Here is a 25,509-nt window from a genome sequence, read left to right as displayed (position 1 = left end):
GCAGGTTCTCAGTAATAATCAATGGTGAACGTGGCCGTGGCGTTTGCCGGGCCGGCGCTGACGCTGTCTTCGGTCTGGATATAACGCGCCTTGAGCGGGATGGCATAACTGGCGCCCTCCTCGGGTCGAGGGCTAATGCCGCTGGCGCGCAGGGTGGCCAATGGCAAAGGGGTGCCATGACTGTCGGCAATTTGGACACCCACGCCGGTCGCAGACGGTGCATCGCCCACTGCACTGGCATTGAGTTTGAAAATGCCCTGCGCTGGATTGATGGCCGCCACGGTCGGGTCTACGCGCACGCGCAAAGTGTTGTTCCTGCGCGACTCCAGGTTGTTCGAAGTCCCGTCACTCAGCCAGCGCGGCCCAGTGCCCTGGTAATAGCCGTTGAAAGCCGGGCAGTTATTCAGAGCGATGGAAAAATCCTTCCAGGGCGTAAAGGTGTTCTTGCCGCTGAACGCGCTCGTCAGATGCGTTCCCATGGGCACAGTGACGTCCGGCGTCGAACAGGTGCGCGACACAATGTTGATGTTGCCGGAATAATTGACCTGCTGAAATTCAACGGTGTTGGTGGTAATGAAGCTCTGCACCATGGTCGGTAATAAAGCGCCCTGGATCGTGCCCGCACTCACCTCGCCGATCTTGATGAATGAAAGGTCAAACACCAATGTGCTTTGAAGGGTCCATCTACAGGGGTTAGTCCCATTGCCACAGTTGGTTCCGAAGCCTGAAAACGGCAGGGTATTGCCGGCATACCAGAGCGCAACGCCAATGCCCTTGACGCCGGTCTCATAGACCTTCCCGCCATAGGGGTTGCCGGTCCAATTGGCCAGGGGCAACGGCGTGGACGACAGCGAGCGCTTGGTCTCAATGGTGTAATTGCCTCCCGAGCACAACACTTCCAGCCCACTGACAGGGGTGAAGGTCTGCCGATAGATCTCCGCCCCCAATGGTACATCGCGCCCCACGGTCAGATTGCCGCCCAACAACGGTTGGGTACGCACCATTTTCATCGAGCCGGTATTGATATTGCAGTCAGCAAACGCTGCCCCCGCCGCCAGCCATAACCCGGCTACCAGCGCACCTGTTTTCAACCGTTGCATGGTTTTCATCACAATGTCTCCTGTGCGCTGTTCACAGAAGCAACGCGTTTATCGAATGGAACCTTCGAGCACACCACATCCACCTGTCGCAGCTGTTTGCCGTCGCTTTTGCCAGGCGGTAACGCTAATGCACATTGCTGCCCAACCTGGGTACCCCAACTGATCAACAGCCGACGTGCGTCGTCTTTGACCCGCGCATAGAGCTGGCCGCCCTGCCCGACCACTCCTACCGATACGCCACGATCATCATCGACCGTGGCCCCGAACGGCAGTGCACCGCCGTCGGCCAGGGTCACGTTGAGCAACACGGCCTGGCCGTTACTGGTGCCGTACTTGAGCGCCACCACTGCCCCGGCGCGTGGTGCGACTTGCTGGCTGGTTTCAGTCAGTTCGACATCCAGCGAAGTGCCCAGTGGATCGATCGCCACCTCGTTCAACTCATAAGGGCGCAAATAAGGCACGACAGCATTACCGCGACCGTCGAGTTTGAGGCCAGGAAAGCCGACCACCTTGGCTCCCTCGGCACCCGGCGCACTGACGACCGCCAGGGTTTCGCCGCGATAAGGCGTAAAGGTCACGCCCGCCGGATGGGCAACCACGCTGCCGCTGGCATTCACAGACAGGCTGTCATAGCCTTCTCCGCGACTGAGCGTGGCGCCGACGACGGCCTTGGGCCCGATGTACTGGCCATTGACCGAGCTGCTGTTGGACCCACTGGCGCCCTCATGGCCACCGGTCAGGCTGTATTGATACTGACGGTCTTCGCCGGCGGTACCGCTGAGAGTGGCTTGCTGGCTGTATTGCCCTTGGGTATCGCGCATGACACGCGCCGACAACTGTGGCTGGTTGGACGATTTACCGAACGCCAGCGGCATACTCACCGTGAACAACAAGCTGTTGTCCATTTCGCCCAGGCCTACGCGACTGCGATTGGCACTGATGCCGTAACTGACCTGGCGCACTTGTTTGTTGTAGCTGAACTGGTACTGCACATCCCGCCCGGGTTGGTTCCAGTAGTTTTGGGTAAAGCCGCTGAACGCCACCTGCCCCCAATCGCCAAGGCTCTGGTTGGCAGTCAGCGACAGGCGACTGCGCGGGCGTGCATACAACGCGGTGTCGAGCCCGCTGCGTTCGGCATCGAGCAGTTGCATGGCATTGCTGAAATCAAGGTAGTCCTGGGTGGAAAAGCGAGTGGCAGCCACGGCAAAGTTGCTGCCGGTGCTGAGGATGTTTTTGCTGTAGGTGACCCGAGCACTCTGACCGTTGGCCTGGCCACTCTTGAGCTGGGTCTGGGCTTGAGTCAGGTCAACGGCTACCGCACCCAAAGGGGTGCTGAAAGCCAGGCCACCGAGCAAAGCACGGTAATCGTCGCTGCCCTGGACACCGCCGTAACCGGTAAAAATATTGGTCAGGCCCAACTGGTAGGTGCCTTGCACAAGCCTGGCCTGACGGTCGAGGTAGTTATTGCGGGTTTCGCCCGCCGTCACGCTGAAACGCGAAGTCCCCGGTCGCAAGAGTTGCGCGGTGGCCGCGTAAGGCACGATAAAGCGCTGCTCACTGCCGTCTGCTTCGTACACGGTGATCTCAAGGTCACCGCCATAACCGGTGGAATACAAGTCGTCGATCACAAAAGCGCCCGGCGCCACCGTGGTTTCATACAACAAATTACCGGCCTGGCGCACCGCAACCCTGGCCCCGGTTCGGGCGATGCCGCGGATCACCGGCGCGTAACCACGCTGGGATTGCGGCAACATGCGGTCGTCGGTACCCAGTTGCACACCCCGGTAGGCCAAGGTGTCAAAGATTTCGCCACTGGTGTTCGCTTCGCCCACGGTCAGCTGACTTTTCAGGCTGGTCACATCGCGCTGGGCATAGGTATTGAGCGTTTGGTAAGCCTGGCCCGTGTCTTTCTGCCAGTTCAGCGAACCGTTATGGCGCAAGCGCCAGTCGCCCAGGTTCAAGCCGGCGTTGAGGCCCAGGTAGGCCGAGTCGTAATTGCCGAAATCGGTTTTGTTGTGGTTGGCATTGAAGGTGTAGCTCAGCGTTGCGGCAGTCACGCCTCGGTCCCACAGCTCGGGGCTGACATAGCCCCTGGCATCACGACGCAAGGCGATCTGCGGGAGGCTGATGTCCAGCTGTTGGTTGGCCGGAGAAAATGTCGCCGTAGCCCCTTCGATCAGTTGGTCAAGCGACAGGCAGGTAGCGTCGTTTTCCAATGCCGACGTGGCTTGAGCCTTGAGTTTGTGCATGTCCACACCGACCAACTCAAGCAAGCCACGGGTGATACACACCACAGGATGGCTGCCGTCCGACTCGGCGTTGATGCGAATGTCCTGACGACTGACCAGCGTGCCATTGACCGCCACGTCCGCACGATATTGGCCCGGCAATACCGGGTTGCCCTTCTCGTATTGGGTCAGATCAAGGCTGCGCGAGCCCTCTGGCAGGAAGGCGTCGTTAAACTGCACGTCTTCAGCCCATGCCGAGGGCCCCGTCAATACAACAGGCAGCAAAGTCAGAGCCTTTAGCATCAGCGCCGTTACAGAATTCAAGGCAAAGCGAGGGCTAGCCTGGCAGCCGTGGCCCAGGATGTGGAAAGTCGTCATAGGTTACTCGTGCGCAGGCGCGTTCGCGTGAAGGTCAGGGCTTGAGCGGTTGCTTGATAGGCATCAAAGCGCCGTAATCATTGATGGCGTTGAACTCCACCTGGGCAGAAGCGGACGGCGGCGACTGAAGTGTCGGCAGAGCAAACACTTTGGTTTCACCCGGGCCGACCATGCCGTTTTCACTGTCGTAACGCTGGTTGCCGCTCGCCAGTGCCAGCTCAACCTGGGAAACGTGGTAGGCCGTCGGGTTGAACGCTTGCAACGCGTAGCCCTGGCCTTGCTTGATCACCGTCCACTGCACCAGGGCCGGGGCGTCAATCGGCGCACCGGGCAAGCCGTCGGCGCGGTAAAAAATCTTGATGCGCGAGCGAAATGCCATCTGCAACACATTAAGGTCCGACGCGCCTTCGGCCTTGGGCGGGATTTCCAGCACGTTGAGCCAGTACACCGATTCTTTGTTACCCGGCAGCGGCGCCCCGGTAAACATCAGACGCAGGCTCTGCCCCTTGCTCGGGTCGATCCGCGACACCGGCGGCGAAAGCACAAAAGGCGCTTTGGAGCTGGTCGGGCTGGATTTCAGGTCACCGGTATCGACCCAGGCTTGTACGAGTGCGGGCTTCATGCCGTTGTTATTGAGCTTGACGGTGATTTCTTTCTGGCTCGCCGGGTACACCAAACGGGTGCCGGTAATTACCACCCCGGCCATTGCCTGGGAACAAGCCAATGCAGCAAGCCCCAGGCAGACACCGCGACGAAGGTTTTTCAAACGAAACATAATTCACCTCATCAGCCGAATATCGGCGCGCCTGAACGCGGCGCGCAGATAGGCGAACGGCTTACTGATAGTCGACGTTGTAGGTCACGGAACTGACCACGGTGCCTGGCGTGGTAGCGCCCGTGGCCAGGTACTGCACGGCATACGGCATGTTGGCTGCGCCCGTACCGTCAATGGTGTTGCGGGTAGTCTGGGTACGCTGGTTGGTGTTGCCGGCCTGAATCACCGCGCCGCCCTGTGCATCGACCAATTGCAACTGCACGTTGGTGGCGGTGCCGGTCATGTTGTTCAGGTTGCCGGTCACTGGGTCTACGGTGGCGCCGGAGTTGAAGAACGCGGCGGCGGTGGCGGCGGTGCCCACGCAGTTGCTCAGTTGGATATTGAAGCCCGTGCGGCCTTCAGCCTGGCCCGCCGCGGTCAGCAGACCGGTAGAGATAGTCGGCAGTGTCACGGTGGCCACGGCCGGGGTAACCACGCCGTCCACAGCGATGGTGCAGGTCTGGTTGACCAGTTCACCGTTGAAGTTGATGGTGCCGTCGGCGGCGCTGGCAAACTGGGCAGCGGTTGCGCTGAACAGGGCGATGAGGGTGAGTGCTTGAACTTTCATGGTGCTGCTCCAAAGGATAGGTGATGAACACTGTCGCCAAGCCTCGTTGGACTGCCAGACGCCGCAGCGCCTGTGCAACAAACTCAACGGTTGTCTTGTTCGACAGGACGCATCTTCCGCCTATCAGCACGCCTAACCTGTAGTACCCATCCCTCCAAAATGTAGGAAATTTCCCACGAAAATTTCGTGCTCGGCGCCTGCCGCCCCATAAAAAAACCGCATCGTAGATGCGGTTTTTTCGTCCGTGCCAGTGCTATCAGCCGAGGTAGTTATCCAGGCGTTGTTCCAACTGCTCCATGGCCTGCTGCAAGGCATCCACCGCCTCCGTCAGCACGGCAGAATTCAAGCCCTTGCACGCCACCTCCAGTTCCTCGCAGCAGTCGACCAACCATTGCGCCTGGATAATCCTTGCGCCCCCCTTGACCCGATGGGCCAAGTCGCTCAGGCCGGTCACGTCATGCTGAGTGAACATCTGAAGCAATCGCGCCATATCCTGAGCGTTACTGGTTGCCAGATCCTGAAGCAGGCTGCGCACGGCGCCAGCGTCGCCACGGCTCAGTTGTTCGAGGCTGGTCAAGTCAACGCCCTCGATAACCGTGGAAAAATCCTGCTCTACCGGCCCCCCCGCGACAGGCACCAGCGACATTAATCGTGCGTTAAGGTCATCCAGGCTGATCGGTTTGAACAGGCAATCATCCATGCCGGCGGCCAGGCAGCGATCCTTTTCTTCAGGTTGAGCGTTGGCGGTCAACCCGAGAATCATCGCCGGGGCAATCCCCCTGCTACGCTCCTCATCACGAATCGCGCGGGCCAGTTCATAGCCATTCATGATCGGCATGCTGCAATCGGTAATCACCACATCAAAATGCTGGTGACGCCAGGCTCTGAGGCCATGAGCACCGTCCTGCGCATCGCTGACGCGATGCCCCAGGTAGTTCAACTGCTGGGACAGCAGCAACCGATTAGCGGGGTAATCATCAATCACCAATACGTTCAACACCTGGGTGGCCTGGGATAACAACGCGACGGGGGATGCAGGCTCTTGCAGGGGCTCCAGGGTCGGCAGACCGACACGCATCTCAACTTGGGTACCTTGGGTCAGCTCACTGTTCAAGGTCAGGCTGCCGCCCATCATCTCGCAAAGTGTACGGCTGATCACCAGGCCCAGGCCCGAGCCACTGCGGGCTGACTGTCCCTGGTTCGAGGCCTGGCTGAACGGATTGAACAAGCGCTGCTGGTCTTCAATGGAAATGCCGCTGCCAGTGTCCTCCACCCGCAAGCACAACGAGACACGCTCAGCATTGGGCCCAGGTTCGGCACTGACCTGTAAACGCACATACCCCTGTGCAGTAAACTTGATCGCGTTGCTCAACAGGTTCGAGACGATTTGCTTGAACCGCAGCGGGTCTATCAGTACCTGACGGTTAAGTGTGGCGTCCAGATCGAGGATCAGGCGCAGTTGCTTTTGCCGCGCCAACCCCTCAAAGATGCGTGCTACCGACTCCACCAGCTCCAGCAGGTTGGCGCGCTCCGGGGCCAGCGACAGGCGCCCTGACTCGATACGGGCAATGTCGAGGATATCGCCGATCAGGTCCAGCAACCCACGCGCGGCGCCGGAGGCGACATCGATGGAGACACGGTCCATATAGCCTTGATCGGCTTTTTTCTGTGCCAGTTCCAACATACCGATGATAGCGTTCATCGGCGTGCGGATCTCATGGCTCATGGTCGCAAGGAACGTCGTCTTGGCGCGGCTTGCATCGTCCGCGTGTTCCTTGGCTTCGCGCAGGGCCTGCAGCAACTGCTGGCGCTCGCTGATATCGATCCAGCCACCGATCATGCCGCTGACCGCGCCATCGCTGCCGCGGTAGGGCAGCATCCAATGGTAGATAGTCAGCACTTGATCGGTGCCCATGGTCAGGCTTCGGTCCTGTACCCGGGGCGTGCCCTCTTCCATCACCTGCAAGTACTCTGCCTGGTAAGCCGCCGCTTCATTGGGGTCGCTGAGGACGCCTTCTTCTACGGTCTTGCCGATGACAGCCTCGCGTTCTACATCAAACGCACTCAGATAGCCGCTGTTACACGCTATCAACCGTCCCTGGCGATCACGCACATAAATAGCATGGGGGGTGCCGTCAATCAGCACGCGCATGAATTCCATCTGGTCATTGAGCGCTATCTCAGCCTGCCTGCGCTTGCGCATCAGCCAGCGTAGATAAACGATCCAACCCACCGCCGCCAGCAACAACAGAGTGGCCACCGCAAATGCCTGCAATATCACGGTGCGGTTACGCAGCCAATAACTGTCATCTACGGCGATTTCACTGCGCCATCGGTTGGTAATCTCATCCATCTCTTCAGGCGGGATACTGAGCATGGCCTTCTCCAGTATCGAGTAAAGCTCCAGCGCATCGCGAGGGGTGGCGAACGCGGTACGTGCCAGTTGCGTACCCACGGTACTGGTGATGCGCAGTTGATCGCGATATTGGCGGGAAATCATGTAGCGGGAGATGATCAGCGAGTTGACCGCAGCCTCGGCTTTTCCTTCGGCCACCAGTGCCATTGCATCCTGGGCATTGCGCGCCTCCACCAGCACCACCTTGGGGTATTGCTCGATGAGCATGTCGCGAACAGGGTTGCCGTGGATCACCGCCAGCCGTTTGCCCGCCATGTCATCCAGGGTGCCGGGGCTTGAGGGGTTATCGGCACTGACCAGCACGTAAGGTGTATTCAGATACGGTCGGGTAAAACGCAGCAGGCCCTCACGCTCGGTACTCGGGGTCAGGGTGATCAGCAGGTCCGCGTCACGCTCACGGATGCTGTTGAGCATGTTCTCCACCGAATACGCCCGTTGTACTTCAAACTTCAAACCCGTGCGCAGCGAGACCTTGGCCAGTACATCTGCACTGATTCCGCGAAACTCGCCCTCTTCATTGAAAAACGACAGCGGTAAATAGCTGTCGTCCACCACCACGCGCAACACCGGGTGCGCGCCCATCCAACGTTGCTCGCTGGCACTGAAATGCAGTGCCGTACGCCCTGGCATACTGGCGCCACCGGCGCTCCAGCGGCGCAGAATATTCATGCGTTCACTGACCGGAATCGCCGCCAGTGCGCGATTGAGGATGTGCAGCAAGCGTGTACCTTCCTGGGGCACGGCAAACGCAAAGTTGCTGGCCTCTATCTGGGAAAAGTCCGCCAACTGCACATTGTTGAGATAGTTCTTGTTGATCAGGAAATCAGCACTGATGGCGTCGCCCAGATACACATCGGCGTTTCCGAAGGCCACTGCACCAATGGCGCTCAAGGTGGAAGGAAACAACTGCAAAGTAGCCTTGGGGTAAAACGCTTTGACCGCCGCGGGCGACAGGTAGTGATAGAACATGGCGATCTTCTTGCCCGCAAGGTCTGGGGCCAGTGTGCTGCTGTCGCCCAGGCGCGTGACCAACGCCGGCATATCCTCGGCATAGGCGGTCGACAACAACAGCCCGGCATCGGCGGCTTCATAACCGTTGGCCACCCCCAGGAAATCCACTTCGCCACGCTTGAGCGCATCGATCACCTCAACGCGCGAGGCAAACCGGCGCACCTGCACCCGAACGCGCAACAGTTCGCTCAACAACTGCGCGTAGTCGGCCGTCATGCCTTCATAATCGCGATCATTGTTGGCCATGCCCAGAGGCGCATAGTCGGGCGCGGAGTCACCCAGCACCAGCACATCCTTGCTGCGCAGCCAACTCCACTCAGCTTCGGTAAGCACGGCGCTATAACCATCGACATGGGAGCGCCCCAATACCTGGAAAGTAGTTGCTTGCGAGTCCGCCAGCGCACTACCGTTGAGGGTCATGCCAAAGGCCAGTGCCGTGATCCATGTACGCAAGTCAGTGCTCATCAAACCAAATTATTACGTTTGGCAAAATCAGCGAGGTACACCACCGATTTCACGTTGAGCTTTTCGATCAAGCGTGTTTTGTAAGTGCTGACAGTCTTGTTACTGAGCAGCATCGAATCGCCGATTTCCTTGTTGCTCAAACCCTGGGACAGGCGCTGCAGAATGGTCAGCTCGCGGTCAGAGAGGCTTTGGATCAGCTCCAGATCAGTGGCTTCGACGTCACTGCGCCGCACTGAGCTACCTGCCAGGTTCGGAAAGAATGTGTACCCGCCCATCACTGCCTTGATCGCTTTGATCAATTCATCCAGGTCGTTGGTCTTGGAGATGTATCCAGCGGCGCCAGCTTTCATACACCGCATCGAGTAGAACAGCGGCGACTGTGAGGTCAACACCAGGATTTTGCACTTGAGCCCCAGCGCGCAGAGCCGGGTGATGACTTCCAACCCATCCAGCTTGGGCATGGCAATATCCAGCACAATCAGATCCGGCTCAAACTCACGCGCCATCTGTACCGCATCCGCCCCATTGTCCGCCTCTGCTACGACGTCGAAATGTTCCTGCTTCAGCAACATTTTGACCGATGAGCGAATGAACGGATGATCGTCCACAACTAACGCTTTAAACATATCCACCTCTGGAAGACACACCGGCGAAGCCGATGACTCATATGTCAGTCGCGTAAGACTGTGGGGACACAGTTCGGGAATACGCTGCTCAAAATACACGAGCGTGACACAAGTGTAGGAAGTATCTGCGGAATATCAGGACAATTCGTGGCTATTTTTCTGCCCGGCGAAATGTGCTTCAAGCCACGGTATCAGCCGATACCCTGCCATCGGTCGTGCCAGGTAAAACCCTTGCCCGATCTCGCACCCTAACGCCAGCACCCCTTCATGGCTGCGCTGAGTGCCGATACCCTCGATCACCAGGCTCATGCCCAGTGAACGAGCGAGCGCCAAGGTGCTGGCAACCATGGCCTGATTCTGCGGGTCGTCGACATGGCGTACGAACGCTCCGTCAAGCTTGAGCTGGTTGAAAGGCAGCTGACACAGCAATTTGAGTGATGAAAAACCCGTACCAAAATCGTCGATGGACAAACCGCAGCCCAACAAGCGCAAACGCAGCAAGTTCTCCTGTATGCGCGGTGAGAGATCCAGCAAGCCGTTTTCCGCCAGTTCGAACAACAATGTGGTGCCGGGTAACCCATGGCGCAGCAAGGCTTGCTGAATATGTAACAGTAATTCGTCGTCGAGCAATTGCGATGCATGCAGGTTGAACGCCAATTCGAGCTGGATGTGCTGACGCCGTAACATGCCGAGAAGATTAAGGCCTTGCTCCAAGAGCTGCTTGAATATCGGGTCAATCAGATCGTACGCCAGTACCGCAGCCAGAAACTGCGCCGGTAACAGCACGCCCCTTGTAGGATGTTCCCAGCGCACCAATGCTTCCACGCCGGCCAAGCGCCCGGTGCCTAACATGAATTTGGGTTGGTACCAGGCACGAAACTCCCCCAATGCCAGGCCCTGATGAATCTCGTGCTCATGGGGCAAGGCTGCCGGCGCTGGGGCCCGTGCCGACGGCAGGCGTCGCCGCCAATAACTGTGCAGTAAATGCCGCAGGGCACGCAATTGCAGGGGTTGGCTCAACACACCGAGCATTTGCAGCCCAGAGAGCGAGCGCATCTGAGCCAACGCCCTTCGTAATTCAGGGCGCAGTTCGCTGCACAGGGCGACCGCCTGCACGAGCCCAGCCTGGCTGGCACCTCGCAGGAACTCCAGGCAGTCCAGACTCCTGTCGGCCAGGTCACAGAGCACAATGTCCACACCCCCGCAGGCATGCAGTTGCGCCATGGCTTGTTTGGTGCTACTGGCCTGGCGTACTTCCTGCAATCCCAGCCGATCAAGCATCTTGATCAATACGCTGCGTTGAAACCGTTGGTTTTCCAGAACCAGCACGCGGGGATGAGCCATTTTTAATCAACCACCTGGCAGAAGCGAAGGTGGTCATAGTCGCGTTGAACTGTCTGAATCAGTAATGGAAGCGTCCTTGCGATTTGTAGGAAATTTCCTAGCGAAATACTTAGCGCTGACTCAAGGATCCACCTGCCCCATCAATTCAGGAATGCTCTCCGGCCGCTGGGCATAGCGTTGGGCCAACGCCGCGCAGACCATCAACTGGATCTGGTGAAACAACATCAACGGCAAAATCAACACGCCCATGCTCGCCCCGGCAAACAGCACCTGCGCCATCGGCACGCCGGTCGCCAGGCTTTTCTTCGAGCCGCAGAACAGGATGGTGATGCGGTCTTCCTGGTTAAAACCAAACGCCTTGCCCAGCAGCGTAGACGCCACCAACACCAGGGCCAGCAGCACGCAGCAGGCCACCACCAAGCCGCCCAATTCCCACAGCGGGATCTGGTGCCAGATGCCTTCGTTGACCGCCTCGCTGAAAGCCCCGTAGACCACCAACAGAATCGAGCCCTGGTCGACGAATTTCAGCCAGGCTTTGTTACGCCCGACCCAGCCCCCAATCCAGCGGCTGGCGACTTGCCCGGCAATGAACGGCAGCAACAACTGCACGCTGATTTTGACAATCGCATCGACTGTGGAGCCGCCATCCCCATGCACGTTGAGCAGCAGCGCTACCAGCAGCGGCGTCAGGAAGATGCCGAACAGGCTGGACGCCGCCGCGCTGCAGATGGCCGCCGGGATATTGCCGCGGGCCAGGGAGGTAAAGGCAATCGCCGATTGCACAGTGGCCGGCAAGGCGCAGAGGTAGAGCATGCCCATGTACAGCTCGTTGCCGATCAACGGCGACAGCACTGGCTTGAGCGCCAGGCCCAGCAACGGAAACAGTACGAAGGTCAGGCTGAACACCAGCAAATGCAAACGCCAGTGGCCGGCACCGGCGACGATGGCCTTGCGCGACAGCTTGGCGCCGTGCATGAAAAACAGCAGCGCGATGGCCAGGTTGGTGACCCAGCCGAACGCCACGGCGGTCTGGCCGCTGGCGGGCAGCAGTGAGGCGAGGATCACGGTGCCGATCAGGGTGAGGGTGAAGTTGTCGGGGAGAAACCGGGGCCGGGTCATAAGCAATTCTTCCAGGGGTTGCCAAGAGCGTCACGACGACTCTAACGTAACCGCCCGTTACCGACTAACGCCAATGAGCCAGTAAATGCCGCCTAAAGGACATGAAAAAGCCGTTCGCCGCAGTGTACCTGGGCTTTCCAGCCTGCCGAGGCCGGTGTACGGGCGTACTGAATCCTTGCCCAACCGTGCGCTGACGCGACGCCACAGCCACCCGTGGGTGCAGTTGTCCTACGCGATTTCCGGGGTGCTGGAGATCCAGACCACAGTCGGTCGTTTTGTCGCACCACCGCAGCGCGCCGTATGGATTCCGGCCGGCATGCCCCATCGTGTGTTCAGTTCGCCCCATACGGAAATGCGCAGCTTGTACCTCGATTGCAGCGTCACCGCCTGGGCCGCCGAGCGTTGCCAGGTGCTGGAGGTGAGCAGTTTGCTACGCGAGCTGATCCGCAACTTCAGCCAATTGCCGGTGGAATATACCGAGGACGGGCCGGACGGGCGCCTGGCTCAGGTACTGCTCGATCAGCTCGCCGCCGCGCCCCAGGTGGATTTGATGTTGCCGCTGCCTCACGACCCACGGCTGCGGCAGATCTACCGCAGCCTCAACCTGCATCCCGAGCAGCAGACCACCTTGGGCGACTGGAGCCGCAAACTGGGGGTCAGCGAAAAGACCCTCAGTCGGGTGTTCCTGAGTGACACCGGGCTGACATTCCGCGCGTGGCGCCAGCGCCTGCGCCTGTTGAGCGCCCTGCCCGCCCTGGAACAAGGCGAGCGGGTGACGGATGTGGCATTGGGGTGTGGCTATGAATCGACCTCAGCGTTTATCAATGCATTTCGTCAGCAGTTCGATTCCACCCCCGGTGAATTCTTCCGCTGACCCTCCCACGACGCAAATAATCCCCAAACCCACGCTCGGCTGGTATTGTGCCGCGCTTTGAAACACAGCAACCGACTGCGAGGAAATGGACGTTGAACACTGACGAAAAAATGACCGGGGACCTGTTCGAGGTTGATAAGCGCCTGTCACTCAAGCCCGTGGTGGACTTCAACGCCTACCTGCGCAGCGCCTTCGGCGACGGCCCTTGCACCTGCGTGCGCTGCACGGCCAACGGCGGCGATGAAAGCGGTTATGAGTTCCAACACACCTTCGCCTTCGAGGGTAAGCCGGTGCACCGTCGCTTTGCTTCGACGGCGGGCAGTGATGTGTTGATGGTGTTGAAGAAGGCATGGTTGTCGTACACCAAGGCCGAGCTGCCGCTCAGTGGTGCGTTGGCGCTGGATACAGTGAAGGAGTTTGTCGAGCCACAGTTGCACAAACGCCTGGCGCCGCTGTTTGTCGCCAGTGGGTTGGTCAAGGATGTCGAAGGTGAATTGCGCATCCAGCCGCAAGCCGCAGCCTGACACCGGCCAATGTGGGAAACACCACTGTCGAAGCAAAGAAGATCCATGTGGGAGCGGGCTTGCCTGCGAAAGCAGTAGCGCAGTCACAGATGCAGTGACTGACACGCCGCCTTCGCAGGCAAGCCAGCTCCCACATTGGTCATGCATCGCCCACAAAATCAGCGTCCGGCACAGATCCCCTGTGGGAGCGGGCTTGCCTGCGAAGGCGGCGTGTCAGTCATTGAATATTCAACTGAACCACCGCTATAGCAGGCAAACCAGCTCACACATTTTTCCGGTTATTGGCCTAGAAACCGGGAACGCCTTGTACGCGCAACTCAGGGGTCAGTTCGTCCAGCGGCTCGGTCAGCGGCCGGTCGCTCCCACCCGGCAGCAGGATCACCTTGCGGCATTCCTCTTCGGCTTTATCAAACAGCTCATACCCCCGCGCCGCCTGCTCCAGGGGCAGCCTGTGAGTGATGATCGCCTCCGGATGCAGATGCCCCAGCTCGATATGCTCCAACAACTCCGGTAAGAACCGCTGCACATGGGTCTGGCCCATCTTGAAGGTCAGGCCTTTGTCGAAGGCATCGCCAAACATGAAGCCATGGATAAACCCGGCATACACCCCGGCGACGCTGACCACACCACCGCGACGTACGGCGGCGATGCATTGGCGCAGCGCCTTGCCGCTGCTGCCCTCGATCTTGAGCGCGGTGAGCAGGGTTTCCGTGGTGCTGCCCTTGGCCTCAAAACCCACCGCGTCCACCACACCATCGACGCCGCGCATACCGGCGGTCTGGCGGATAATGGTGTCCGCCGGGTCTTCGTCTTCTTCGAAGTTGATCGGGATCACGCCGTAGGTTTTCTGCGCGTAGGCCAAACGATACGGATGGTCGTCGACCATGAAGATCTGCTCGGCGCCCAGCATTTGCGCGCATGCCGCACTGAGCAGGCCCACGGGCCCGGCACCATAAATCGCCACGCTGGAGCCTTTGCCGATGCCGGCGTTGGTCACTGCCTGCCAAGCAGTGGGCAGGATATCGGAGAGGAACAGCACCTTCTCATCCGCCAGGGTGCCGGGCACCTTGAACGGCCCGGTATTGGCCTTGGGCACCCGCACCCACTCCGCCTGACCGCCGGGAATACCACCATACAGGCGGCTGTAGCCAAACAGCGCGGCACCCGGTGGGATAGCTTTTTTATTCAGGATCGCGCCGCGCCCATCGTTGGTGGTTTCGCAGGCGGCGAATTGCTGGAGCTGGCAGAAAAAGCAATTGCCACAGGCAATCACGAACGGAATCACCACACGGTCGCCGCGTTGCACGGCGGTGACGGCCGGGCCGGTTTCTTCGACGATGCCCATGAACTCATGGCCGAAGATATCACCGTGCTCCACGGTCGGGATCTTGCCTCGGTACAGGTGCAGGTCCGAGCCACAGATCGCGGTGGCGGTGACCCGCAGAATGATGTCGTCGGGTTGTTCAATGATCGGATCGGGCACGGTATCCACCTGCACCTTGTGTGCGCCCTGGTAAGTCATCGCTCGCATGCTCTGCGCTCCTGCCGTTGAGGGGTTACTGATTAAGGGCGGAGCAACACCATCAGTGTTCCATCAACCTTGATCAAGACCCGATCAATGGTCGCCGCGAGTCTGGGCCAACAGCAGGTCGACTACCTGGCGCAAGCTGGCAAGCGCATCGGCGCCGCTCGCCTGGGCCTGGGCCTGCCAGCGCAACTGCTCGGCCGCGCTGTTGCCGCGTCGCAGCAGCGCCTGCAGGGTATCGAACAGCAGCGGCTCGCCCATCGCTTCTGCAGTGGCGGCAAAGGTCTGCCGGGCGCATTGCAGCCATTGCTCAGCGCTGCCCAGGGTGCCTGCGTCGTCCAACGCGAAGGTGCCAGCGGCACCATAACGTTTGGCCTGCCAGCGATTTTCCTTGAGCAGCCAGCGCGCCTCGGCACTGAACCCGGCGCCAGGGCGCTGCATCGCGCAGGCATGGGCGACCATCACCTGAAACAGCGTGGCGAGGGCCAAGGCGTCCGTCAGCCGTGGACAGGCGTCGGTCATGCGCAGTTCCAGGGTGGGATAACGTGCCGCTGGGCGAATTCCCCACCAGCCATTGCCATCGGCCTTGATCGCGCCGATTCGCTGTAACAGGGCCAGGTAGCGCTGGTACTCGGCCCAATCGCTGAAATGTTCCGGCACGCCCATGCGGGGCCACTCGTCGCACGCGGCCTGGCGGTAGCTCATGAAGCCGCTGGGCGCGCCGTCCCAGAAGGGGGACGAGCAACTGAGCAGCAGCAACAACGGCAACCATGGCGACACCTGGTTCATCACCGCGATACGGTCCAGCGTTTGCGGCACCTGCACATGCACATGCAGCCCGCACAACACACTGCGCCGCGCTACATATTGAATATCGTCGAACAGTTGCCGGAAATGCGCCTGATCGGTTGGCCGCTGCCCACGCCAATCGGCCAGGGGGTGGCTGCCGGCGCACACCACACCGAGGCCGAACTCAGCCAGGGATTGCGCCAGGTTGCCGCGCACTGCCCGGAAGTAGTCCGCTGCTTCGGCGCTGGAGGTGAACACCGGAGAGGCCGCCTCGATCTGGCCCTGGAACATCTCAAACGAGAAGCCCGCGCCAATCGCTTCGCGACAGGCCGCCAGCACTGCCGCCGTGGGCTCGCCGACCATCTGGCGGCTGTGCAGGTCGGTGATGAAGTATTCCTCTTCAATGCCAAAGGTGAGCATCGGGTATTCAGCGCAATCGGGTGACAGTCAGTGCGACCACGGCGATGCGCTCCACCTGCTCATAGCCTGGCTTTTCCAGTTCTTCACCGAAAACGTCCGGGTCCAGTTCGCGGTAGGTCCAGCCGTAGGCGTCGCTGCCCAGCAGCGGCTTGACTGCCTCCAGGAAGGGGTCGCTGCCGGCCACCATCGCCACCCCGGTATACAGCAACAGGCTACCGCCCAGGGCCAGGCGCCCGATGGACTCACTGACGATGCGCAGCGACAACTGCTCCCCCAAGGCGCCGCCGCCATGGCGATAGGCGCGCTGGCGGTCATCTTTCATGTACGGCGGGTTGGCGACGATCAGGTCGAATTCGCCCTCCACACTGGCCAGCACGTCACTGTGGTACACGCTGACGTTATTCAGCGCGGCCAGCTCGGCATTCACCGCGGTCATGCGCAGGGCACGCGGGTTGATATCCACCGCCAGCACCTGGGCGTCATGCCGGGCTTTAGCAATCACCAGCGCGCCGACACCGGCGCCACAGCCAATGTCCACAGCGCGCTTGAGCGGCTCGAAACGCTGTTGCAGATAGGCTTCGATCACGTGGGCAAAGCGGTAGCTGTCGGGGCCGAAAAACACCGCGTCCGCCTGGTCGGTGGGATAAGGAGAATGGGCGAACAGCAGCTCGTCGAGGCTCGACCATCGCACTGAGCTGCGCCATAACGCGCCGTGCTTTTCGATCACATCCGCTTGCTGCAATTCTTCACGCAGGGCCTCGGGCAACAGGCCTTGATCGAACGGCATCGACCAACCGAACACATCGCGCAGCGTCATTGCCAGGGGCGTCGCCAGCCGCCGATAGACACGCTCATGGGTCAAGGGCGTTGGCGTGATAAAGCGATAACCACCCTCCTTCAACCCGCGGCCCAAATTCAACAAGGCACGATCAGCCAGCTGTTGCGCAGACATAGGCACATTCCTTAGCGCAGGCGCGCGCGCAGTTGGATAAAGCGGCGAGTGGCATACAGCCCGGCAGGCGTGCAGTGACGGCGTGCCGACAGCCACGGGATCAGTGCATTGAGCTGTTGCACATCGGGCAAGTTGCACAACGATTCCGCCAGGGCCTGGGTATCAGGATCCGCGGGACGATGCTGCTCGCGGGAAAACCGGCTGCCGCGTCCCGGCCGCACGGGCGGCACGCGTTCGCTGGCAACCCATTCACCCGCAATCCAGTCATGGATCAGTTGTTTTTCATAACCGCTGAACACCCCGAACATCGCGGCTCCAGCGCCCTCGACCAATTGCCAGAAGCGGCTGTTGGCGGGGTCCTGGTTGTGTTTGATCCAGCCTTTGTCTTCGAGGGCCTTGAGGAACGCGCCGATCTGCCCAGGCTGAGCCAGCCATTGGTTGACGGTCTGCCCTTCGAAGCGGCAATAGTCCGAATGCATGTGCTGGCCGAAGGCGCGCTTGCGTTCGAGCATCGCCACCACCTCGTCCTGCAGGTTGAACTGTTTGATCACAGCCGTAGTACCCGGCCCCAGATCGTTCAGGCGGTAGCCTGCGGCCACGCGACGATAAAAATCCGCCCTGCCCTCGCCTAGCGGCAACAGGTTCAGCACCGATTGCGCCGCCTTGCTCGCGTGGCCGCTGCTGGCGTTGTCGATGGTGACATGCAGCGTGAAGTAATAAGGGTCGATACCCAGCTCACTGAGTTCATAGGCGGTGATCAACAGGTGCAGCGGCAGTTGCTCGTAACCCAGGTTGAAGCCAATAACCTCCGGCAGGAACTCGTCGGCGCACACGCCAAGCGCCAGTTGCAGCGCGCCTTGCAGGTAATGGTCATCCTCCAGGCCGGCTTCGCTATCGGCATCGTGCTCGCTGAGCAACTTGCGGTAGATCACCACATGGTTCTGCGCGGCTTCACCATCGCCCAATTCTTCCAGGTAAGTGGTGAGCAGGCCGTCGAAGCGCTGGTCTTGCCAATAGCGCAGCAAGCCATAGAGCCAGGCGCCGTCGACCTGTTTGGTGGGTGCAACACGCTGCAGAAAGTACAACGCATGGGCCTTGTTCTGAAAATACCGACGTGGCCCCCCTTGCCGGCGCTGCTCAAGGTAGTCGGCATAGGCCTGGGCCACCTCGGCGCAGCGTTGCTCGACCCAGGCCATCAGCTGTTCGGGGGCCTCAGGCAAATCGCCGTCGGTTGCCTCCACCAGGGCCAATTGATCCTGCAGGTATTCACGTGCCAGCTCAGCTGCGTCCCGGGCTTCGCCATGCAGCTGTTGGTACACCCGTTGATGGCGACCCTGGGCCGAGTCGATGAGAGAGGCCGGCTGGCCTGACAGCGCTGTGAGGAGTGTCATGATGGCAGTTTCCGCAAAGTCCGTTACAACGGGCCTCCCACAAGGTGGCCCTGCAAGAGCGCTTGAAAACATGCGCTTCTAAGATGCAGAACCTTGAGATGTGCGGAAAATTCAGATTGGATTGTTAACGTGGGGACAAGCGGTCGCAGTGCTATTGAGATGGGGACATTGGGTCACTAAATCGTGCCCCACGCGATATGAGGAGAAAATCAGGGATACTCTTGCCGAGCGTGCAACACGCTGACTATCTCGATGCGCTCTGCTGTTACTCGATACACCAGGACGTAATTGGGGTGAACGACGACCTCCCGCGTACCGGGCACACGGCCGTTCGGATACAGGTAAGGATGCTCGGTCAGTGGCAGAGGCGCACCTTCAAGACGTGTCTTGATACGTCGCGCCGCCCCAGGATTCTCTTCTGCAATGAAAGTAACGATGTCAATCAGGTCGCTGATAGCCTCATCAAGCCAAACAACGCTTAACATCAGGCTTTGGCCCTCTGCTTACGTTCTGCTTCAAGGATAATCGCCTCGACCCTCGCCATGACTTCGTCATGGGGTACACCGGGTCCGGGATTGGCCAAGCTTTTTTCGACTTTGGCGCGAAACCAAAGATCATGACTATTTGCCTGCTCCTCGGTTTCAAATTCGGAAACAATTGGGGAAAGTGGAACACCCATAAGATGACCTCCTGTATGAATGCTCAGCAGTTTAGTCCCAAGCTAGCAAGCTGTCTCGGAGCACCAGATGAAATGCAGGTAGCTCACCCACAAAAAAACAACGGCACGCAAGCGTGCCGTTGTGTTCAGCTCATTCAGCGAAATTACTTACGCGCCGCCTCCCACTGCTTGAGCAGGTCGTTGTAGTTCACGGTTTCGCCCTTGGGCTTTTCGTTGGCCAGTTTCGGCTTCGGTGCACCCGGCTGGTCGAACCAGTATTGCGCGTCACGCTCGGGGTTCATTTTCGGGCCGCACACCGGTTGCACCTTGGAGCGTTCCAGGCGCGTCATGATCGCATCCTGCTCCTTGGCCAGGTTGTCCAGCGCCTGTTGCGGGGTCTTCTCGCCGCTGGCCGCTGCGGCGATATTGCTCCACCACAGTTGCGCCAGGCGCGGGTAGTCCGGCACGTTGGTGCCCGTCGGGGACCACTCGGTGCGGGCCGGGCTGCGGTAGAACTCCACCAGCCCCCCGAGTTTGGGCGCCATGTCGGTCATGGCCTGGGAGTTGATATCGGACTCACGAATCGGCGTCAGGCCAACGATGGTTTTCTTCAGCGACACCGTTTTTGAGGTCACGAATTGCGCGTAGAGCCAGGCCGCGAGTTTCTGCTTTTCGGGCGTGGACTTGAGGAAGGTCCAGGAACCTACGTCCTGATAGCCCTTCTTCATGCCCTTTTCCCAATACGGCCCGACTGGGGACGGTGCCATGCGCCATTTTGGCGTACCGTCGGCATTTACCACCGGCAGGCCCGGCTTGACCATGTCGGCGGTAAACGCGGTGTACCAGAAGATCTGCTGGGCGATGTTGCCCTGGGACGGCACCGGGCCGGATTCGGAGAAGGTCATGCCCGCCGCTTCCGGTGGCGCGTAGGCTTTCATCCAGTCCACGTACTTCTGCGTGGCGAACACCGCCGCCGGGCCGTTGGTGTCGCCGCCACGGGTGACGCTGGAGCCCACCGGGTGGCAGTCCTCTACACGGATGCCCCACTCGTCCACCGGCAAGCCGTTGGGCAAGCCTTTGTCGCCGCCGCCGGCCATGGAGAACCAGGCATCGGTGAAACGCCAGCCCAGGGACGGGTCTTTCTTGCCGTAGTCCATATGCCCATAAATGCGCTTGCCGTCGATTTCCTTGACGTCTTCGCTGAAGAACTTGGCGATGTCTTCATAAGCCGACCAGTTCACCGGCACGCCCAGGTCGTAGCCGTATTTCTCCTTGAACTTGGCCTTCAGCTCCGGCCGCTCGAACCAGTCGGCGCGGAACCAATAGAGGTTGGCGAACTGCTGGTCGGGCAACTGGTAGATCTTGCCGTCCGGCGCGGTGGTGAAAGACAGGCCGATAAAGTCCTTGAGGTCCAGGGTGGGCGAGGTGAAGTCCTTGCCTTCGTTGGCCATCAGGTCGGTGATGGATTCGGTCTTGCCGTAGCGAAAGTGCGTACCGATCAAGTCGGAATCGTTGACCCAGCCGTCATAGATATTCTTGTCGGACTGCATCTGAGTTTGCAGCTTCTCCACCACATCGCCTTCCTGCAGCAGGTCGTGGGTCAGCTTGATGCCGGTGATTTCACTGAAGGCCTTGGCCAGCACCTTGGATTCGTACTCGTGGGTGGTGAGGGTTTCCGACACCACGTTGATCTTCATCCCACGGAACGGCTCCGACGCCTTGATAAACCACTTCAACTCTTCAAGCTGTTGGGCTTCGGTAAGGGTCGAGGGTTTGAACTCGCTGCCGATCCATTTTTTCGCGGCATCTTCATACGCATCGGCCCAGGCCGAAGCGCTCAAACCACTGAGGGCCAGTACGGCGGCCAATGAAATGCTATGTCGCAGCTTATTGTTTTTATTCAACATAGAGACCTCCAGGTTAATTTCAAACGGGGGCTTGCAGGAGCGAGCTTGCTAGCCCCAACGCATCACACTCAACAGCCAAACAAGGGAGAGCGCGGACGCCACCCAGATGCTCCAGTCGGTAACGCCAATGACCAGCAAATGCAGGTAGGCGCTGCCGAGAAGACCGATAAACAAGCGATCGCCACGGGTGGTACTGATCGGCAGCAAACCGCGCCGCGGGATACTCGGCGAACGCAATTCCCAAGTGGTCATGCCCGCCAGAATCAGGGCAATGCCGCCAAAGAACAGCGCAGTGGGGGTGGTCCAGGCCATCCATTCCATCATCGACTCCTCTAGACCCGGCCCAGGGCAAAGCCCTTGGCCACGTGGTTGCGAACAAACCAGATCACCAGCATGCCCGGCAGGATGGTCAACACCCCCGCCGCTGCCAGCACGCCCCAATCAATGCCGGAAGCCGACACCGTACGGGTCATCACCGCTGCGATGGGTTTGGCGTTGACCGAGGTGAGCGTGCGCGCCAGCAGCAGTTCTACCCAGGAAAACATGAAACAGAAAAACGCCGTAACACCGATACCGGAGCCGATCAGCGGGATAAAAATCTTCACGAAGAACTTGGGAAAACTATAGCCGTCGATGTAGGCGGTTTCGTCGATTTCCTTGGGTACGCCGGACATGAAGCCTTCCAGGATCCATACCGCCAATGGCACGTTGAACAGGCAGTGAGCCAGGGCTACGGCGATGTGCGTATCGAACAGGCCGATGGAGGAATACAGCTGGAAGAATGGCAGCAGAAACACCGCCGGCGGCGCCATGCGGTTGGTCAGCAGCCAGAAGAACAGGTGCTTGTCACCCAGGAAGCGGTAGCGCGAGAACGCATACGCCGCTGGTAGCGCCACGCTCAGGGAGATCACCGTGTTCAGGCTCACGTAGTACAGCGAGTTGAGGTAGCCGGTGTACCAGCTCGGGTCGGTGAAGATCACCTTGTAGTTGGCCAGGGTGAAATCCTGCGGAAACAGGGTCAGGCCGCCGAGGATTTCGGTGTTGCTCTTGAAGGACATGTTCAACAGCCAGTAGATCGGCACCAGCAGGAACAGGATGTAGATCAGTAATGGAACCAGCTTGCGTTTGCTCATGTTGGCGGCCTCAGCGGTTGGCGTCGGAATGGGTCATGGCGGTGTAGAACAGCCAGGACACCAACAGGATGATCAGGAAGTACACCAGGGAAAACGCCGCCGCCGGGCCCAGGTCGAATTGGCCGACGGCCATTTGAGTAAGCGTCTGACTCAGGAAGGTGGTGGCATTACCCGGCCCGCCGCCGGTGAGCACGAAAGGTTCGGTATAGATCATGAAGCTGTCCATGAAGCGCAGCATCACCGCGATCAGCAGCACGCTTTTCATCTTCGGCAACTGGATATGTCGGAACACCGCCCAAGCCGATGCACGATCAATCCGCGCGGCCTGGTAGTACACATCGGGAATAGCGCGCAAGCCGGAGTAGCACAGCAGCGCCACCAATGAGGTCCAGTGCCATACGTCCATCACCAGCACGGTGACCCAGGCGTCCATGGTGTTGGCCGCATAGTTGTAGCTGATGCCCATGGCATTGAGGGTCGAGCCCAGCAGGCCGATGTCGGCGCGACCAAAAATCTGCCAGATAGTGCCGACCACGTTCCACGGAATCAGCAAGGGAATGGCGAGGATGATCAGCACCAGCGAGGACCAGCGGCCCTTGGTGGGCATGGTCAGGGCGATGGCGATGCCCAGCGGGATCTCGATCAACAGCACGCAGGCCGAGTAGATGAACTGGCGCAGCAGCGAGTCGTGCAGGCGCGGGTCGAGCAGCACCTGCTTGTACCAGTCGGCCCCGACGAAATAGCGGCTGGATTGGTCGAAAATGTCCTGCACCGAATAGTTGACCACGGTCATCATCGGGATCACCGCACTGAACGCCACCAGCAGGAACACCGGCAGCACCAGCCACCAGGCCTTGTTGTTCTGCACCTTGTTCATGGCGCCACCTCCAGCAGGTAATCGTCGGCGTAGAGCATCAGCCATTGCGCGGGGAAGCTGATGGAGGCCTTCCCTTCCGGCACCGGCTTGTCCTCGGCCAGGCGCACCTTGAGGGTGGCGCCATCGAGGTTGAGGGTCATGATCTTGTAGGTGCCGAGGTCTTCCACATGTACAACATCGGCTTGCAGGGCGTCAGGGTTGTACTCGTCCCACACGTGGATAAATTCCGGACGAATGCCGACCTGGAGCTTTTTGTAGTCGGTGGTGTCGAGACGTTGCTGCACCGCTTCGGACAGCGGCAACAGGGTATTGGCGAACCCTACACCGCCAGCCTTGGCCTGCACCTCGATCAGATTCATCCCAGGGCTGCCGATGAAGTAACCGACAAAGGTGTGGCTGGGCCGCTCGAACAATTCACGCGGCGTACCGAACTGCACAATCTGCCCGCCGTACATCACCGCGATCTTGTCGGCGAAGGTGGAGGCTTCCAGTTGATCGTGGGTAACGTAGACCATGGTGATATTGAACTGCTCGTGAATCTGCTTGAGCTTGCGCCGCAGTTTCCACTTCAGGTGCGGGTCGATCACCGTCAGCGGCTCATCGAACAGAATGGCCGACACGTCATCGCGCACCAGGCCACGGCCCATGGAGACTTTCTGTTTTTCGTCGGCCGTGAGGTTGCGGGCTTTTTTGCTCAGCAGGTTTTGCAGGTCGAGGACTTCGGCAATTTCCTGCACCTTGCTGTGAATTTTCGCTTCGGCCATGCCCTGGTTGCGCAGCGGAAACGCCAGGTTGTCGAACACCGTCATGGTGTCGTACACCACCGGGAACTGGAACACCTGGGCGATATTGCGTTTTTCCGGGGTGAGCTCGTTGACCACCTGAGTATCAAACAGCACCTGGCCTTCGGACGGGCTGAGCAGGCCGGAAATGATATTGAGCAGCGTGGACTTGCCGCAGCCTGACGGCCCGAGCAAGGCGTAGGCACCGCCCTGCTCCCACACATGGTTCATTTCCCGAATGGCGTAGTCTTCTGGCCCTGTAGGCGTAGGGCTGTAGCTATGGGCCAGGTTGCGCAAATGGATCTCGGCCATCAGGCAACCCTCGCGACACGGCGTCCGGGGGCCTGGACCAAGCGGCCCTGACCATCGAACACAAACAGTTTATGGGTGGGGATATACACGCGGATCGGCGCGTCGACATCGTATTCATGCACCCCCGGCAGGTGCAGCACCAGCAGGAAATGCTCACTGCGCACATGCAGGAAGGTTTCCGAGCCGCTGATTTCGGCGACTTCCACGGTCACCGCCAGCTCCAGGTCATCATCGTTGCTGGGCACCAGGCTGATATGGCTGGGGCGCACGCCAAAGCGGAATTCGCCTTCGCCGATAGGACGCAGGTCAACATTGAGTGGGAAATGCACGAAATTGGCGAAGCTCACTTCGTTGCCGCTGATGCGCCCTGGCATCAGGTTGATCGGCGGCTCGGAGAACAGCTCAGCGGCGAGGACCGTTTGCGGCTGGTGGTAGACCTCGGCGGCCTTGCCGCTCTGAATCACTCGCCCCTCGTGAAGAATGGTGGTGGTGCCACCCAAGGCCAGGGCCTCGTTGGGCTCGGTGGTGGCGTAAATGGCGATGGTGTGGCGCGCCTTGAACAGTTCGCGCATTTCCTGACGCAGCTCTTCGCGCAGTTTGTAGTCCAGGTTGACCAGCGGCTCATCGAACAGAATCAGTTCGGCGTCTTTCACCAGGGCGCGGGCCATGGCGGTGCGTTGCTGCTGGCCACCGGACAATTCCAGGGGGTGGCGCTGCAGGAATTTCTCGATGCGCAGCATCTTGGCGGTTTCCAGCACCTTGCTCTGGATCACCTCCTGGGACACACCGGCCTGACGCAACGGCGAGGCGATGTTCTCGAACACGGTCATGGTCGGATAGTTGATGAACTGCTGGTAGACCATCGACACATTGCGCAGGCGCACCGGCTTTTGCGTGACATCCACGCCGTTCATCAGGATGCAGCCGCTGTCGGGCTTGTCCAGGCCGGCCATCAGGCGCATCAGGCTGGTCTTGCCCGACAGGGTGCGACCGAGCAGGACGTTGAAAGAACCGGCTTCGAACCGCAGGTTGGCGTCGTCGATCCAGGTTTGGCCGTCGACAACGCGGGAGACATGTTCCAGGGTCAATGACATGACACGACCTTTTTTATTATTGGAATGAATCTGGTCCGTTGTCAGAGCGAGTTTCGTGCCAAAACCGCAAGCGCTTGATGTGTAAGGAGATGGGTGAATCATGATGTTCAGGCGTGAACAATCCGGCTGAACAACTGAACACTGCCGGGGTTGACAATGAACAGTTGTGAACAACACTTTATGCGCGACGAAGATCAAATGT

Annotated in this window: 22 protein-coding genes; 2 read left to right on the top strand and 20 right to left on the bottom strand. The window is 59.7% G+C overall.

From position 1 onward, the window contains the following. Positions 1–8 precede the first annotated feature (8 nt). From JJD66_RS14095 to JJD66_RS14060, 8 genes are all read right to left on the bottom strand, one after another. On the bottom strand, positions 9–1,109 hold the full coding sequence (locus tag JJD66_RS14095; protein WP_200648410.1) for a fimbrial protein: 1,101 nt from the start codon (positions 1,107–1,109) through the stop codon (positions 9–11). After that, entirely contained in the window at positions 1,109–3,706 is a 2,598-nt protein-coding gene (locus JJD66_RS14090) for a fimbria/pilus outer membrane usher protein (RefSeq protein WP_234452233.1), read from the bottom strand. Before JJD66_RS14090 ends, JJD66_RS14095 begins: the two co-directional genes overlap by 1 nt. A 34-nt stretch (positions 3,707–3,740) precedes the next feature. Then, entirely contained in the window at positions 3,741–4,481 is a 741-nt protein-coding gene (locus tag JJD66_RS14085; RefSeq protein ID WP_200648409.1) for a fimbria/pilus periplasmic chaperone, read from the bottom strand. Positions 4,482–4,542: 61 nt separating this feature from the next. Beyond that, positions 4,543–5,088, bottom strand: coding sequence for a fimbrial protein (locus tag JJD66_RS14080; RefSeq protein ID WP_200648408.1), 546 nt, complete (start codon positions 5,086–5,088; stop codon positions 4,543–4,545). Between the two features lie 256 nt (positions 5,089–5,344). Beyond that, positions 5,345–8,980, bottom strand: coding sequence for a transporter substrate-binding domain-containing protein (locus tag JJD66_RS14075; protein WP_200648407.1), 3,636 nt, complete (start codon positions 8,978–8,980; stop codon positions 5,345–5,347). Beyond that, positions 8,980–9,606 (bottom strand): response regulator transcription factor, encoded by a 627-nt coding sequence (locus tag JJD66_RS14070; RefSeq protein ID WP_200648429.1) that lies wholly within the window; start codon positions 9,604–9,606, stop codon positions 8,980–8,982. The genes JJD66_RS14075 and JJD66_RS14070 overlap by 1 nt, the downstream gene beginning before the upstream one ends. Positions 9,607–9,741: 135 nt before the next feature. Then, positions 9,742–10,950 (bottom strand): EAL domain-containing response regulator, encoded by a 1,209-nt coding sequence (locus JJD66_RS14065; protein WP_234452232.1) that lies wholly within the window; start codon positions 10,948–10,950, stop codon positions 9,742–9,744. A 120-nt stretch (positions 10,951–11,070) separates the two neighbouring features. Beyond that, positions 11,071–12,069 (bottom strand): bile acid:sodium symporter family protein, encoded by a 999-nt coding sequence (locus JJD66_RS14060; RefSeq protein ID WP_200648406.1) that lies wholly within the window; start codon positions 12,067–12,069, stop codon positions 11,071–11,073. Positions 12,070–12,154: 85 nt separating this feature from the next. On the opposite strand from JJD66_RS14060, the gene JJD66_RS14055 reads away from it, so the two are divergent. Beyond that, on the top strand, positions 12,155–12,943 hold the full coding sequence (locus tag JJD66_RS14055; protein WP_200648405.1) for an AraC family transcriptional regulator: 789 nt from the start codon (positions 12,155–12,157) through the stop codon (positions 12,941–12,943). 92 nt (positions 12,944–13,035) lie between these two features. Continuing rightward, positions 13,036–13,467, top strand: a complete 432-nt coding sequence (locus JJD66_RS14050; RefSeq protein ID WP_105227126.1) for a hypothetical protein — start codon at positions 13,036–13,038, stop codon at positions 13,465–13,467. Positions 13,468–13,753: 286 nt separating this feature from the next. Here JJD66_RS14050 and JJD66_RS14045 read toward each other — a convergent pair whose 3' ends face one another. From JJD66_RS14045 to JJD66_RS13990, 12 genes are all read right to left on the bottom strand, one after another. Continuing rightward, a complete protein-coding gene (locus JJD66_RS14045; RefSeq protein ID WP_198716310.1) occupies positions 13,754–14,998 on the bottom strand; it encodes a zinc-dependent alcohol dehydrogenase in 1,245 nt (414 codons plus the stop codon). A gap of 84 nt (positions 14,999–15,082) precedes the next feature. After that, positions 15,083–16,201, bottom strand: coding sequence for a carboxylate-amine ligase (locus JJD66_RS14040; protein WP_200648404.1), 1,119 nt, complete (start codon positions 16,199–16,201; stop codon positions 15,083–15,085). Positions 16,202–16,208: 7 nt separating this feature from the next. Continuing rightward, positions 16,209–17,153, bottom strand: a complete 945-nt coding sequence (locus tag JJD66_RS14035) for a methyltransferase (protein ID WP_105227128.1) — start codon at positions 17,151–17,153, stop codon at positions 16,209–16,211. A gap of 11 nt (positions 17,154–17,164) precedes the next feature. Further along, positions 17,165–18,544 (bottom strand): iron-containing redox enzyme family protein, encoded by a 1,380-nt coding sequence (locus JJD66_RS14030; protein ID WP_200648403.1) that lies wholly within the window; start codon positions 18,542–18,544, stop codon positions 17,165–17,167. 209 nt (positions 18,545–18,753) lie between these two features. Then, positions 18,754–19,029 (bottom strand): type II toxin-antitoxin system RelE/ParE family toxin, encoded by a 276-nt coding sequence (locus JJD66_RS14025; RefSeq protein WP_105227130.1) that lies wholly within the window; start codon positions 19,027–19,029, stop codon positions 18,754–18,756. Continuing rightward, positions 19,029–19,223, bottom strand: coding sequence for a type II toxin-antitoxin system RelB family antitoxin (gene relB / locus JJD66_RS14020; RefSeq protein ID WP_105227131.1), 195 nt, complete (start codon positions 19,221–19,223; stop codon positions 19,029–19,031). The genes JJD66_RS14025 and relB overlap by 1 nt, the downstream gene beginning before the upstream one ends. A gap of 143 nt (positions 19,224–19,366) precedes the next feature. After that, positions 19,367–21,109 carry an ABC transporter substrate-binding protein gene (locus tag JJD66_RS14015; protein WP_003192009.1) on the bottom strand — a complete coding sequence of 581 codons (1,743 nt, stop codon included), beginning with the start codon at positions 21,107–21,109 and terminating at the stop codon, positions 19,367–19,369. 48 nt (positions 21,110–21,157) lie between these two features. Then, entirely contained in the window at positions 21,158–21,430 is a 273-nt protein-coding gene (locus tag JJD66_RS14010) for a DUF2160 domain-containing protein (RefSeq protein WP_014718862.1), read from the bottom strand. 11 nt (positions 21,431–21,441) lie between these two features. Next, positions 21,442–22,242, bottom strand: coding sequence for a carbohydrate ABC transporter permease (locus tag JJD66_RS14005; RefSeq protein ID WP_124387065.1), 801 nt, complete (start codon positions 22,240–22,242; stop codon positions 21,442–21,444). Between the two features lie 10 nt (positions 22,243–22,252). Then, positions 22,253–23,119 (bottom strand): carbohydrate ABC transporter permease, encoded by an 867-nt coding sequence (locus tag JJD66_RS14000; protein ID WP_005789024.1) that lies wholly within the window; start codon positions 23,117–23,119, stop codon positions 22,253–22,255. Beyond that, a complete protein-coding gene (locus JJD66_RS13995) occupies positions 23,116–24,213 on the bottom strand; it encodes an ABC transporter ATP-binding protein (RefSeq protein ID WP_200648402.1) in 1,098 nt (365 codons plus the stop codon). The genes JJD66_RS14000 and JJD66_RS13995 overlap by 4 nt, the downstream gene beginning before the upstream one ends. Beyond that, positions 24,213–25,307, bottom strand: a complete 1,095-nt coding sequence (locus JJD66_RS13990; protein ID WP_105227134.1) for an ABC transporter ATP-binding protein — start codon at positions 25,305–25,307, stop codon at positions 24,213–24,215. The genes JJD66_RS13995 and JJD66_RS13990 overlap by 1 nt, the downstream gene beginning before the upstream one ends. Positions 25,308–25,509: the final 202 nt, after the last annotated feature.

This window comes from Pseudomonas sp. MF6751 (assembly GCF_016613265.1).
Lineage (GTDB): Bacteria > Pseudomonadota > Gammaproteobacteria > Pseudomonadales > Pseudomonadaceae > Aquipseudomonas > Aquipseudomonas fluorescens_BV.
Note: the sequence above shows the minus strand (reverse complement) of the source record. Positions and strands in the feature narration are given on the sequence as shown.